Source organism: Rhizobium sp. AN68 (assembly GCF_030758035.1).
In the GTDB taxonomy this organism is placed as follows: Bacteria; Pseudomonadota; Alphaproteobacteria; order Rhizobiales; family Rhizobiaceae; genus Agrobacterium; species Agrobacterium tumefaciens.
This window is the reverse complement of sequence record NZ_JARWMI010000003.1, coordinates 469,750-481,261: the sequence shown is the minus strand read 5'-3', so window position 1 is coordinate 481,261 and position 11,512 is coordinate 469,750. Positions and strand designations below refer to the sequence as shown.

Sequence of the window (11,512 nt, the reverse complement as noted above, 5' to 3'; positions counted from 1 at the left end):
CATACTTACTTAGAAAGGCGGCTATCGTTTTCGATTGAGAAAACCGGCAGGGACTGGTAAAAAACTAAAGCGCTTTGGGAGTTAGAGGAGAGGCTTTTGCCATTTCCGATGCGCGCGCATGGAGGAAAAACAGACATGAACCTGAAACAGTTGTCGCAACTGCTGGGGATTTCTCAGACAACCGTCAGCAGAGCGCTCAACGGATATCCCGAGGTGAGCGCAGAGACGCGCCGCCGCGTCATGGAAGCCGCCGAAAAGACCGGATATCGCCCGAATGCCGCGGCGCAACGGTTGGCGACCGGCAAGGTCGGCTCCATTGGACTGGTCATGCCGGTTGGCGAGCACCACCGCTCGGATGTGCATTTCGGCGAATTCCTGAGCGGTCTAGGCGAAGAAGCGGCTCGCAGCGGATTTCACCTCGTCATCACGCCCACGGAGCCGGAAAAGGAACGGGAAGCCCTGCGGGGGCTGGCGGCGAGCGGCAGCGTCGATGGCATCTACCTCGCCTATATGAAGAAGAACGACGCCCGCATCGCCATGATGCAATCGCTTTCCCTGCCCTTCCTCGTCCATGGCCGCTCCATCGGCGTGGAAGAGGATTATCCCTTTCTCGACGTGGACAATGAGGCCGCATTTCGCGATGCGACCCAGCTGCTGCTTCAGCTTGGCCACAAGCGGATCGGGCTTCTTAACGGGCCGGAGGGTTACGACTTCACCTTCCGCCGCTGTCTCGGGGTGGAAAAGGCGCTGACGGCAAACGGGCTGACATTGCGCCCGGAAAACACAAGACACAGCAGCATGACCGACGAGGAGGGTTATCTCGGCATGGAAGCGCTGTTGTCACAGCCGGAACGACCAACCGCCATCGTGTGCGCAAGTACCGCATTGGCACTCGGCGTGATCCGCTCGCTCAACCAGCGCGGCTTGAAACCGGGCAAGGATATTTCGCTGATTGCCCATGACGATGTGTTGCCGCTGTTGAAGCCCGACAATTTCTCGGTGCCTCTCACCACCACCCGCTCATCCCTGCGGGCGGCGGGGGTGCGTGTCGGGCAGCGCCTGATCAACCGGATCAAGCTTAACCAGACCGAACCTCATCAGGAACTCTGGAAGGCGGAACTTGTCGTCCGCGCCTCCACAGGACCGGCTCCGAAAGAGTAACTACCGATTTCAGAACTTCGGTGCGGTCTTTCCAAGCGCGCGATAGGCGGCGATCACGGTGTTGGCCATCAACATGGCAATCGTCATCGGGCCTACGCCGCCCGGAACGGGGGTGATGGCAGCAGCGACTGCGCTTGCCTCATCATAGGCGACGTCACCGACCAGCTTCGATTTGCCTTCACCCTTTTCCGGAGCGGGAATGCGGTTGATGCCGACATCGATGACGGTCGCGCCGGGCTTTACCCAATCGCCCTTGACCATTGCCGCGCGACCCACCGCCGCCACGAGAATATCGGCCGTCTTGCAGACGGTGGCGAGATCCTTGGTGCGCGAATGCGCCATCGTCACCGTGGCATTGGCATTCAGGAGAAGCTGGCCCATCGGCTTGCCAAAGAGGTTGGAGCGGCCGATGACCACGGCGTTCAGGCCGGAAAGATCTTCGCCGTGAATGCTGCGCACCAGAAGCATGGCGCCGGCTGGCGTGCAGGAAATGAGGCCGGTTGCGAGATCGCCGGTCGCCAGCTTGCCGGCGTTCAGCACGCTCAGGCCATCCACATCCTTCTCGGGCAGGATCGACTGGATGATCTCATCGGAATTGAAGTGTTTCGGCAAAGGAAGCTGTACCAGAATGCCGTGGATGGAGGGATCGGCGTTCAGTTCGCCGACCAACTTCAGAAGCTGATCTTGGGTTGTTTCTTCCGGCAGCGTGTGCTGAACGGAATTGAAGCCGCATTGCTTGGCTGTCTTGCTTTTGGAATTCACGTAAGCGTGGCTGGCCGGATCGTTGCCGACGATGACAACCGCGAGACCGGGCTTCACACCCTGTTCCGCCTCAAGCGTTTCTGCCGATTTGCGGACCGCCTCCGTTACCGAAGCCGCCTTTGCCTTTCCGTCAATCACAACTGCCATGCGTCCTGCTCCTGCTGGATTACGTTGGCCCCGTATGGTGCCGACTTTGCAGGAATGCAAGCAAAAATGCAGCTTCGTCAGGCAGTTTTGCGGTAGTCGTCGCGATGCTCGGCGTAATCGGCGAGGCGCTCCCTCAAGAGCGCCAACTCGCGTCTCAATTCCGCCAATTCCTCGGCTTCGGCCTGCTCATGGTCGAAATGCCCGGCAAGGGCTTCACTGAGCAAGGGCGGCAGCTCCGGTGTCGTCTGGGGGGTATTCCTGACGGTGCGGTTGCCCATCAGAACCTGCCGCACACGCTCGTCCAGCGGAATGTCATCGGTATCGAATCCGCTATCGTTCGCCGCCCCGGCGTAATAGTCCGCGAACTCAGCCTCCGGCTCGAATTCGCTATCCGCGGCCAGTTCTTCCAGATCATGGAACACATCCGGCTCGATCGGCTCGAACTCGGGAAACTGCCCCGATTGCTCAGGCGCTTTTTCGGAGGGCAGAACGTGCGCATCATCAAAGACGAGTGCCTCTTCCTCGTCATGGCGACGGTAGCTCAGGAGATACAGGCTGCCCAGCAGGCCGAGCAACGCGCCACCGACTGCCAGCATAGCGGCTTGTGTGAGGTCGCGCGACAATTCGCCCGGTCCGGCCTTCCTGGTGAGGCGTGTCTCAACGGCGGTTGTGGTGGATGAGGACATGTCCCGACGCTCGCTCGCCTCAAGATAGGCATTTCGCGCCGTTTCCAGTTCACCCTGCAATCTGGAGAATTCACCGGGCGTGACACCAAGGCTGCTCAGGCGGTCGAGATGTTTCGTTCGTTCGGCGTTCGCGGTTGCAACTTCCTGTGCGACGCGCTTCTCATCGGCGCGCAAGCCATCGACCAGCTGACGCAATGCGGGAGCGACAAGCGCCTGCACGGCGTCTACGGCATTCTGGGCGGCGATGCGGCGGGGATGTTTCGGGCCGTAATCGATCGAGACTCCTGAAAGCGCCATGCTGGCACTTGCATGTCTTTGCCTGATGTCCTCAAGCACAGAGAAAGCAGCGCCTGACGGCAGGGGCTTTGACAATACGTCATTCGGCTTGAGGCCGGTGGCCACCGCCAGATCCGTCTGAAGCGACTGCTGCTGCTGGGTCGTCCCCGCAAGGCTGTCATTGAGATCGCGCAATTGCTGCTCGAGTTGCTGCACTTCCGCCAGGACGGTCTCGCCGTGGCGCATCTGGAAACCGTTCAAGGCGGCTTCCGCCTCGTCCAACCGGGTGCGCGCCCACTCCGTCTCGCGCATGGCGGGCGTCATGGTGCCGGCCTTGCCATCCGCCATGACACGCATCGAAAGATAATCCGTAAGCCGCATCGCTGTTTCCGGCGTCGCTGCCTTCGAGGTTACGATCAGCGTGTTTTCATCTGGCGTCAGTTCCAGACGTATCGCCTCGCCCACAGCACCGTTCAATGCTTCACGTGGGGAAAGCGAACGGGCATCCGCCCCGGTCAAAAGGTCGAAAAGCAGGCCAAGTTCGCCCTGATTGCGAACGCCGACCATGTCGGCGGGCTTCAATTTGAGGTCGCCCGTTATACGGTCCAGACCGGAAGGAGAAAGCAGGGTGCGGCGGGCCATGGCAAGAAAGCGTGCCGCATCGGGTGCATCGTAGCCAGTCTGGGTAACCTCGACATGCGCCTGCGAAACATATCCGCGAAAACCGGAATCGATGAGCAGCAGCGGAAGTGCAGCCCCCACAACGGTGGCAGCGGCTACGCAACCGGCTGTCAGAAGCCGCAGACAATGTTTGCGAAATTGCGGCGCAGGCACGGCAACACCATCCTCATCAGGGCGCGTCGCCATCATATCGGGACTGTGATCAACCATCTGAAGCCGTCTGCCACGCTCGGCGCCGCCCGCAACAGGCGGCTTTCAAAACCTTACGGGAGGTTAAAGGATCATGGCAAACAAATGGTTAACGCGGGCCTTGCCGACCCGCCTCAGCCCTTGCCGAGCGCGATGTGCCAGGGCTCAGCGCAAAGGCTGTAAAGCCAGCTCATATGCAGCTTGCGAAAGATCTCGGGCATGCCAGCCACTTCGGACGCCAGCACCTTGAACAGGGGACCGACCGCGATGGCGAGACGCGCATCATCGCGATTGATGCTGCGATGCAGCCATTTCTCCTGGTTTTCCGCAAGCATGCCCGCCAGCACGACATCCACCTTCACGCCCAAAGTATCCCGGTTCAGCATCACGAAATCATGCCACGGCGCATGTGCGCGCAGCTTGGCGAGGACCTCTCCGACTTGTGCTGCGTCATCCCCCGCAACGCCGATACGTTTCGGCACCGCCATATAGGTCAGAAGTGCCATGACGAAGGCAACGCCATCGATGGTCTCGGGCAGAGGCTTGCCGTGTTCGGCGCGTGCGGCGGCATTCATACCCCTGCCCTGCGGCAGAAGCAGACAGCTTTCCAGAATCTGCCTGTAAGCAATGTCCTTGAGGGACAGTCTGGCATTCTGGATGGTAAGAAATGAGAGCATCGTGTGGCCATCACAAGCCGAAGCCTGGCCGCTGACCATTTCCAGCGCCCCGTTCCAGTCCAGATCACAGACGCGCAGTCCGTGAATATTCCGTTGCGATCCCGTCCGCGCAAAATCTGCCGCGAAATTCATGCCAGCCCCCGAATGCCAAATTCACCGCCGCCAATCCGGCGCATGGTTTGCGGGACGGCAGCTCATGGGTCTGTTTATACAGGTGCTGGTTGAATTTACCCTGAAGGCAACCGATCGAATATTCCGGAAAATAGAAAGGGGCGATTAACCAGACCGGTGGCCTGCACCGCGCCGCCGTTAGTGGCTTGGGGCCGCTTCTTTTCCGGTGTCGACTTTCTCGCCTTCGACAAGCTTGACCGAACGGGGCGAGCCGTTGCCCTTTTGCTCGCGAATATCGGCCTTCGACAGATAATCGAGCTGCTCGATCAGGACGTCCCCGACCACCTCGTCGCCGAGTTTCTTGTTCAGCCCCTCTCGGATGCGCTGCTTGAAGACATCAGGGTCAAAGGTGGAGATATTGGCGATGTTGACCATGGAAGAACCCGCCAGAAGCGTGAAGAGTTCGTCGGTCATCAATTGCGTTGCGGGCAGTTCGATCTTCGCCATCTTGTCCTTGTCGACACGCAAGGAAATGCGGCTGAGGAAATAACCGTTCACACCACCGTCATTGATGACGGGGATGGTGATGCTTTCGCCTTTGACCAGTTGCAGACTTGCCTTTTTCGCCCCCGCCTCATCTCCCGACGAGGGGGCCGTCGCCATCTGGACGGAGAAATACACCGCGCCGAGCGTGACGGCGCAAACCCAGACGCCGGTGAGAAGAAGCTTCAACATCAGGAGGCTGCGCCGTACATGAACTGTTCCTGGGAATAGGTGCCGTCCGTATCGGCTTCCTGGATCGCGGTCTTGAGAAGATCCGCAACAGCGCGAACCGCATTCAGATGCGCCTCGACGCGGCTGGCATTGGTCGCGAGCTTGGACTTGATGCCCTGCACCTGATCGAGATGTCCGGCGGCGATTTCCTCATGGGGCGTATCGCGGAACAACATCGTCAACTCATAGAGGCAACGGCTTTTATGGGCATTGGAGACTTTGAAATCGAACTGGGGGTCCTTACCGATATTGTCATTCTCATTGTCGATGATCATTTCAAGACGGCCGAGAACGGATTTGATGCGGTGGTCGTTCGACATAAGGTCCATGCTTGTCTCCTCGTTATGATTTATCATGCTCAAGCCTCGTCCGTTTTATCATTGGAAACGCCGAGGACCTGCCTTTCGAACTCCGCCACCATCCGAATTGCAGCATTATGGTCTTTGTCATTCATGGATACGTCGGTAATGCCTTTGCTCTCGGCTTTCCGCAACGCATCCTTGTAGGCCTGTTCTGCAATGCCAACGCCGCCATTTCTGGAGATCGTGTCGGCAAACTGTTCCGCCATCATGCTTTTCCAGATCTCGCCGGCGTTGCCCTTGCCGTAGACCTCCTCGCTGTCTTTCGGCAGCATGTTGGCAACGAAGGTCTGAAGCACGGAAGCCTCATACTTGCGATATGTTTCCGGAACTTCGGTACGGGCAGAGCGGATGTTGGTATTGCCGAGACCTGCCTTCGAGGTGGCGCTGTCAAGCATATCAATGGCAGCGCCAAAGCCCTTGCCCGAATCGGCAAGGCTCGTCGCAGCGAAAGCCGCCTTGTTCGCCTTCAATTTTTCCTGGGCGACCTGCACTTCCTGAGGGTCCGCAGCGCGAACCACATCCATCACCAGATCGCTTATAACCGATATCGCCACGTCCAGAACTCCCGAGCTGACGAACGGGCGGCATTAAAACCGGGGCGTTCGCTCAATCAAGAAACACCGCTGAATACGTCTCTCTGGACGCCCAACGATGCAACAACGGGACAGACTATGGATCGCCAACCTTGCTGGAGGCTGGTGTCCGGGATGCGTTCGTGATTTCTAACAGATCATAGATTGCATTGTCGTCGGCCTCCCGATCCTCGAGATCGCGCGCGAGATGCATCCTGTCCTCCAGCCGGTCGGCCTTGGTCTTTTCCTTGAGCACCTTGTTTTCCTGCAATTGCTGCACGCCGGAGAGCTGACGGTCCTTGACGACAAGGCGGCCGTAACGATCCGAATAGTGCCTGGAGAACGTCTGGTGGACCGGCTCCATGGAACTCATCGCTTCAAGCACGTTCTCCATGGATTGCGCCACTTCGGCACGCACGCGGGTGGTGTCGGCCAGTTCCACCTCGGCCATTTTCTCCATGTGGCGCTGGACCGTTACCAGGCGCTTGAGTTTGGCCGAACGCTTGTCCGAAGCCATGGCGTTTTCTCCAGATCAGAAGCCGATGAAGACCGGGCCGAAACCATCCACGAATTGCCGGATGAGGGCCGCGATCGACAGGTAAAGCATGAAAATACCGCCCGCGAGAACGAAAGGCGTCGATATGAAGTAGACCGGTATCTGCGGCGCCAGCTTGTTGATGAGGCCGACCGCAACGTTGAACATCAGACCGTAAATTACAAAGGGGCTGGCAAGCCGCAGCATGATGGAAAAGGAGGCGCGCAGCGTATCTGTCAGGGTTATCAGCATCTTCTGGCCGCTGATGAGCGCGCCGACCGGTGTCGTGGCGTAGGAATCGACCAGCGCCCGCAGGACGATATGGTGGAAATCCAGGATGAACAGCACCATGAGCCCACCGAAGGTGATGAAGTTCGATATCTGGTTTTCCTGCACGTCTTCAACGGCATCCGCTCCGCCGGGAGCGCTAAGCCCGATGGATGCGCCGATGAGCGCGCCCGTGAACTGGAAGCCGAGCGTGTAAAACCGCGCGATCAGCCCGTACATTGCGCCAATGACGATCTCGGTGAAGATGAGGCCGACAACGGCGCCCTGGCTTGCGCCGGAGACTTTCGGATAGATCGTATCCCACAGTACCGGCAGAAGCGCCATGGACACCGCAACGCACAGGAGAATGCGTATCTGCGGCGAGATGCGCGAACTGGAAAAGCCCGGCATGGTCATGAAGCAGGCGCCGATACGGCAAATTGCAAGGAACAATGCGATAATTGTCCCTTGCGGGTCGGTTATCATGAAATGGCGCCCAGAATCTTGATCTCCAGCCCCTTGGCCAGTTCCACATGCGAGAGAACCGGCAGGGTCGCAAAGAGTCGTTCGATGATCATGCGCACATAGGACCGTGTTTCCGGCGACGTGACAAGGACAAAGGGTAGTCCGCGATCCATGAATTCACGGATAACTTTCGATGCCTGCTCGGAAAATTCCTCGAGATGGCGGGGATCGATATCGAATTCGACGATTTCGCCCTTTTGATCGCGCTTGAGCGCCTGATGGAAGACCATGTCCCATTTGTTGCCGAGGCGAAGCACACGCAATACGCCATTGTCGGCAAGATCGCCGCAGAGCTGCTGCGACATGCGCACCCGTACATGTTCGACGATCTGCTCGGTCTTGCGCACATGCGGGGCAAGTTCGGCGACCGCTTCCAGAATGAGATGCAGGTTGCGGATCGACACACGCTCGGCGAGCAGCAGTTTCAGCACGGCCTGCAGGCCGGAATAGGACATGTGCGACGAGCAGATTTCGTCGGCAAGCTTCTTGTATTCCGGGTCCAGCCTGTCGATGAGGATCTTGACGTCCTTGTAGGACAGCAATTGCGGCAGATTGTTGCGAATGACTTCGCTCAGATGCGTCAGCACCACAGAGACATTGTCGATCGGGTGAAAACCTTCGCGCTTCAAATCCTCGGTGAATGTCTCGAGAATGGAAACGGCCGGCATGCCGAAGGCGGGTTCGCGGATTTCGTCGCCCGGAATGCTCGGCTTGCGCCCTGCCCCCGTCACGACAAGAACATCGCCAACGCGCAGATTGCTCGACGCGATCGTCGTGCCATGGACACGGATCTGGTAGGCCTTTTCCGGGATCATGATGTCGTCGGAGACCTTGATCTCCGGCACCACGAAGCCGTATTGGGTCGCGAATTTCTTGCGCATCTTGCCGACACGGAAAGCCAGTTCCTGATGCGCACCGAGGAGGCGGGTCGAAACCTGCTTGCCGAGGGCAAGTTCAATTTCGGACGTCTTGAGGACCTGCTTGACGGAGTCCTTTTCCGCTTCGTTGGTCTGGAGAACCTTGTCCTCCTCTTCCTGACGGCGCTGCGCGCTTTCCGCTTCGACCTGGCGCGGAATATACCAGCTGCCGAAGGCCATGATGCCGCCCAAAAGCGTGAAGGGCAGGAAGGGCAATCCAGGCATGACGGCAAGAAGCCCCATCAGCATGGCTGCGACCATCAAGGCACGCGGATATCCGCTCAGCTGATTGATGACGGCCTGATCCGTCGATCCCGAGGTGCCGCCGCGCGACACCAGAAGGCCAGCCGCCAGCGACACGATAAGGGCCGGGATCTGCGAAACGATACCGTCGCCGACCGAAAGCTTCACGAAAACATCGGCAGCCTCGCCGATCGGCATGCCGTGGCGGAAGTAACCGATGATGATGCCGCCGAAAATATTGATCGCGGTGATGATCAGGCCGGCGATCGCATCGCCGCGTACGAATTTGGAAGCACCGTCCATCGAACCGAAGAACGAGCTTTCCTCTTCCAGCTCGCGGCGGCGGCGTTGCGCTTCCTTTTCATCGATGATGCCGGCGGACAAATCGGCATCGATCGACATCTGCTTGCCGGGAATGGCATCCAGCGTGAAGCGCGCGCCGACTTCGGCGATACGGGTGGCACCCTTGGTGATAACGATGAAGTTGACGGTGATCAGGATCAGAAAGACGATCAGACCGATCACGAAGTCGCCGGACATGACGAGGCTGGAGAAGCCCGCAATCACGCCGCCCGCCGCCGTCGGCCCCTCGTTGCCGTGCGAAAGGATGACACGCGTCGTCGCGATGTTCAGCGACAGGCGAATCATGGTCGCGATCAGCAGCACGGTTGGAAAAGACGAGAAATCCAGCGGACGCTGGATCCAGAGCGCCACCATGAGGATGAGGACCGAAAGTGCTATGGAAAAGGCCAGACCGACATCCACCAGAACGACCGGAATGGGCAGGAACAGCACGCAGAGGATCGACACGATGCCCAATGCGAAACCGACATCCCGCATGCTCGGGCTTACCTTGGGCAAGGAAATGACTGGTGGTTGCGCCATAAAATCGTCCTGTCTCTTCATGAGAAGGGCGACGGAAAAGCCGCCGCACGGTTCCGCGGCACCGGTTTTCTAAAATCGCTGACGCAATTCAGCCCGATGCTTCAGCCTATCCCTAGTCGCTGAAGCTTGCGCGAGGATGGCATCCAGGCGGTACGGGCGTCAGAAGCCCGACTGAACCCGCGAAAAGACGAGATTGGAAAAAAGGGCGATCTGCGCGCCCACAAACGGGGCGGCAACGCCGAGAACGATCATGATCGTTACGATTTTAGGGACAAAGGTCAGCGTCATTTCCTGAACCTGGGTCAGGGCCTGGATGAAGGCGATGGCGACACCAACGATCATGGCCGCGAGAACGGCGGGACCGGCCGCGACGAGAACCGTCCAGACTGCCGCCTGCATGATATCAAGCGCATCGGCCTCGTTCATCGTCGCATCCTTTATTCCGGAAAGGCGGCATCATGCCGCCTCTTCAATGTCAGGAACCTGCAGGCACGTCCGAATCGGTGCCGCTATCAGGTGTAGTCGCGATCGGACCGTTCGAGAAGGTCACACCGGCCTGCAGCAGCACTTTGTCACCAGCTTCTGTGATGGCGACGACGCCGTCCGAATAGACTTCGACTTCCTTTACCACGCCGGTGACCTTGTCGTCGGCGCTCTTGACCGTTTTGCCAACCAGGTCGGAAGCGCGCGTCAGGGCTTCGGCCTGCAGCATGCTCTTCAGATGGGTGTTGGTCTTAATCGTCTGCTCAACCTGCGAGAAGCTCGCAAGCTGCGACATCTGCTGGCCGGCATCCATCGGGCTGGTCGGATCCTGGTTTTTCATCTGGGCGATGAGAAGCTTCAGGAAGCTGTCGTAGTTAAGCGAGGCCGCGCTTTTGTCGTTGCTGCTCGCCCCGGCATTTGCCCAGGGGTTAGAGGCTGCCGACGTGACTGCATCTACCGCCATGGTGCGATCTCCTTGCGAATCTGCTCGATTGTTGCGGGGGTCATTTCCTGATTGTTGAGGATCTTTTCCTCGGTCGGGTACAGGCCACGAATGGCCTTCAGCGCTTCGAAAGCCTTACCCGAGGCAACCAGACCGTCGATACGCTTGAGTTCGGCCAGAATCTCCTCATGCTGGAAGCAATTCAGCAGCATGCTCACGGATTTGCGGAACAGGTTCGTCGACTGTTCGCGTCCTTCCGGGTTGATGAGGATCATCTGGGCGATGAAATAAAGCTGTCTGAGCGGCGTCGTCGCCTGCTCCGGCTGCAGGACGTGGTTTTCAAGCAGGAACGTGACATCGTTCAGGAATTCGAGGGCCACCTTGCGATCCACCCGCAAAACCGCGCCGTTGATGAAAATCTTTTCGCCCGATTTCAGCGAGATTCGAAGTGTACTTTTCATTTCAGTCCATCCCTGATGATGGTTGTCACGTCAATTATACCCTGGAAATTCGTCGACTGACGTTTCCGGATCAGTTCGCACTCTTTCAAAATCCAGATCGCGATCGAAATCAGATTTGCCCTGAGTTCCATGGCCAGCTGGTTTTCGGGCTGCTTGAGGTCCTCAATGAAGCGGATCCAGACCCGTCGAGTGTAAAAAAGCGCTTCGATCGTGTGCCGCTGGGAAGAGGAATCCTTTGCCTCCACCAGTAGATCGATCGATTTTGTCAACGCCTGCCGCTCGCGATCCTTCGCGTCTGCGACACCATCCTCCATGATTTCGGCGTAGGAAAACTGGTACATTCATGTATCCTTTAT

At 58.4% G+C, this 11,512-nt stretch carries 14 protein-coding genes; 1 reads left to right on the top strand and 13 read right to left on the bottom strand.

The window, feature by feature from the left end:
- The first annotated feature begins 135 nt into the window (after window positions 1-135).
- Window positions 136-1,161, top strand: a complete 1,026-nt coding sequence (locus RBH71_RS15375; protein ID WP_003515127.1) for a LacI family DNA-binding transcriptional regulator — start codon at window positions 136-138, stop codon at window positions 1,159-1,161.
- Window positions 1,162-1,170: 9 nt separating this feature from the next.
- Here the strand turns inward: RBH71_RS15375 and folD are convergent, their stop codons facing one another.
- From folD to flaF, 13 genes are all read right to left on the bottom strand, one after another.
- Complete coding sequence (gene folD / locus RBH71_RS15370) at window positions 1,171-2,070, bottom strand: bifunctional methylenetetrahydrofolate dehydrogenase/methenyltetrahydrofolate cyclohydrolase FolD (RefSeq protein ID WP_003515126.1); 900 nt, start codon at window positions 2,068-2,070, stop codon at window positions 1,171-1,173.
- Between the two features lie 77 nt (window positions 2,071-2,147).
- A complete protein-coding gene (locus tag RBH71_RS15365; protein ID WP_323687406.1) occupies window positions 2,148-3,923 on the bottom strand; it encodes a hypothetical protein in 1,776 nt (591 codons plus the stop codon).
- A gap of 113 nt (window positions 3,924-4,036) precedes the next feature.
- Window positions 4,037-4,711 carry a WecB/TagA/CpsF family glycosyltransferase gene (locus RBH71_RS15360; RefSeq protein WP_003515124.1) on the bottom strand — a complete coding sequence of 225 codons (675 nt, stop codon included), beginning with the start codon at window positions 4,709-4,711 and terminating at the stop codon, window positions 4,037-4,039.
- Window positions 4,712-4,888: 177 nt separating this feature from the next.
- On the bottom strand, window positions 4,889-5,425 hold the full coding sequence (locus RBH71_RS15355) for a hypothetical protein (protein WP_003515123.1): 537 nt from the start codon (window positions 5,423-5,425) through the stop codon (window positions 4,889-4,891).
- Window positions 5,425-5,793, bottom strand: a complete 369-nt coding sequence (locus RBH71_RS15350; RefSeq protein WP_003515122.1) for a hypothetical protein — start codon at window positions 5,791-5,793, stop codon at window positions 5,425-5,427. The genes RBH71_RS15355 and RBH71_RS15350 overlap by 1 nt, the downstream gene beginning before the upstream one ends.
- Before the next feature lie 29 nt (window positions 5,794-5,822).
- Window positions 5,823-6,380, bottom strand: a complete 558-nt coding sequence (locus RBH71_RS15345) for a rod-binding protein (RefSeq protein WP_003515121.1) — start codon at window positions 6,378-6,380, stop codon at window positions 5,823-5,825.
- Between the two features lie 115 nt (window positions 6,381-6,495).
- Window positions 6,496-6,915: a hypothetical protein gene (locus RBH71_RS15340; RefSeq protein ID WP_003515120.1), complete on the bottom strand. Its 420-nt coding sequence runs from the start codon at window positions 6,913-6,915 to the stop codon at window positions 6,496-6,498.
- A gap of 15 nt (window positions 6,916-6,930) precedes the next feature.
- On the bottom strand, window positions 6,931-7,686 hold the full coding sequence (gene fliR / locus RBH71_RS15335) for a flagellar biosynthetic protein FliR (RefSeq protein WP_003515118.1): 756 nt from the start codon (window positions 7,684-7,686) through the stop codon (window positions 6,931-6,933).
- Window positions 7,683-9,770 carry a flagellar biosynthesis protein FlhA gene (flhA, locus tag RBH71_RS15330; RefSeq protein WP_003515116.1) on the bottom strand — a complete coding sequence of 696 codons (2,088 nt, stop codon included), beginning with the start codon at window positions 9,768-9,770 and terminating at the stop codon, window positions 7,683-7,685. The genes fliR and flhA overlap by 4 nt, the downstream gene beginning before the upstream one ends.
- A gap of 159 nt (window positions 9,771-9,929) precedes the next feature.
- The gene (locus RBH71_RS15325) at window positions 9,930-10,196 is read right to left on the bottom strand and encodes a flagellar biosynthetic protein FliQ (protein ID WP_003515115.1); all 267 of its coding nucleotides are present in this window, start codon (window positions 10,194-10,196) and stop codon (window positions 9,930-9,932) included.
- A 49-nt stretch (window positions 10,197-10,245) separates the two neighbouring features.
- Entirely contained in the window at window positions 10,246-10,716 is a 471-nt protein-coding gene (gene flgD / locus RBH71_RS15320) for a flagellar hook assembly protein FlgD (RefSeq protein WP_003515114.1), read from the bottom strand.
- A complete protein-coding gene (gene flbT / locus RBH71_RS15315) occupies window positions 10,707-11,156 on the bottom strand; it encodes a flagellar biosynthesis repressor FlbT (protein WP_003515113.1) in 450 nt (149 codons plus the stop codon). Before flbT ends, flgD begins: the two co-directional genes overlap by 10 nt.
- The gene (flaF, locus tag RBH71_RS15310) at window positions 11,153-11,497 is read right to left on the bottom strand and encodes a flagellar biosynthesis regulator FlaF (RefSeq protein WP_003515112.1); all 345 of its coding nucleotides are present in this window, start codon (window positions 11,495-11,497) and stop codon (window positions 11,153-11,155) included. The genes flbT and flaF overlap by 4 nt, the downstream gene beginning before the upstream one ends.
- Between the last annotated feature and the right edge of the window lie 15 nt (window positions 11,498-11,512).

Bases quoted from the DNA above. Each gene is read 5' to 3' on its own strand.
- RBH71_RS15375 (WP_003515127.1), top strand. From the start codon at position 136: ATGAACCTGAAACAGTTGTCGCAACTGCTGGGGATTTCTCAGACAACC.
- folD (WP_003515126.1), bottom strand. From the start codon at position 2,070: ATGGCAGTTGTGATTGACGGAAAGGCAAAGGCGGCTTCGGTAACGGAG.
- RBH71_RS15365 (WP_323687406.1), bottom strand. From the start codon at position 3,923: ATGGTTGATCACAGTCCCGATATGATGGCGACGCGCCCTGATGAGGAT.
- RBH71_RS15360 (WP_003515124.1), bottom strand. From the start codon at position 4,711: ATGAATTTCGCGGCAGATTTTGCGCGGACGGGATCGCAACGGAATATT.
- RBH71_RS15355 (WP_003515123.1), bottom strand. From the start codon at position 5,425: ATGTTGAAGCTTCTTCTCACCGGCGTCTGGGTTTGCGCCGTCACGCTC.
- RBH71_RS15350 (WP_003515122.1), bottom strand. From the start codon at position 5,793: ATGGACCTTATGTCGAACGACCACCGCATCAAATCCGTTCTCGGCCGT.
- RBH71_RS15340 (WP_003515120.1), bottom strand. From the start codon at position 6,915: ATGGCTTCGGACAAGCGTTCGGCCAAACTCAAGCGCCTGGTAACGGTC.
- fliR (WP_003515118.1), bottom strand. From the start codon at position 7,686: ATGATAACCGACCCGCAAGGGACAATTATCGCATTGTTCCTTGCAATT.
- flhA (WP_003515116.1), bottom strand. From the start codon at position 9,770: ATGGCGCAACCACCAGTCATTTCCTTGCCCAAGGTAAGCCCGAGCATG.
- RBH71_RS15325 (WP_003515115.1), bottom strand. From the start codon at position 10,196: ATGAACGAGGCCGATGCGCTTGATATCATGCAGGCGGCAGTCTGGACG.
- flgD (WP_003515114.1), bottom strand. From the start codon at position 10,716: ATGGCGGTAGATGCAGTCACGTCGGCAGCCTCTAACCCCTGGGCAAAT.
- flbT (WP_003515113.1), bottom strand. From the start codon at position 11,156: ATGAAAAGTACACTTCGAATCTCGCTGAAATCGGGCGAAAAGATTTTC.
- flaF (WP_003515112.1), bottom strand. From the start codon at position 11,497: ATGTACCAGTTTTCCTACGCCGAAATCATGGAGGATGGTGTCGCAGAC.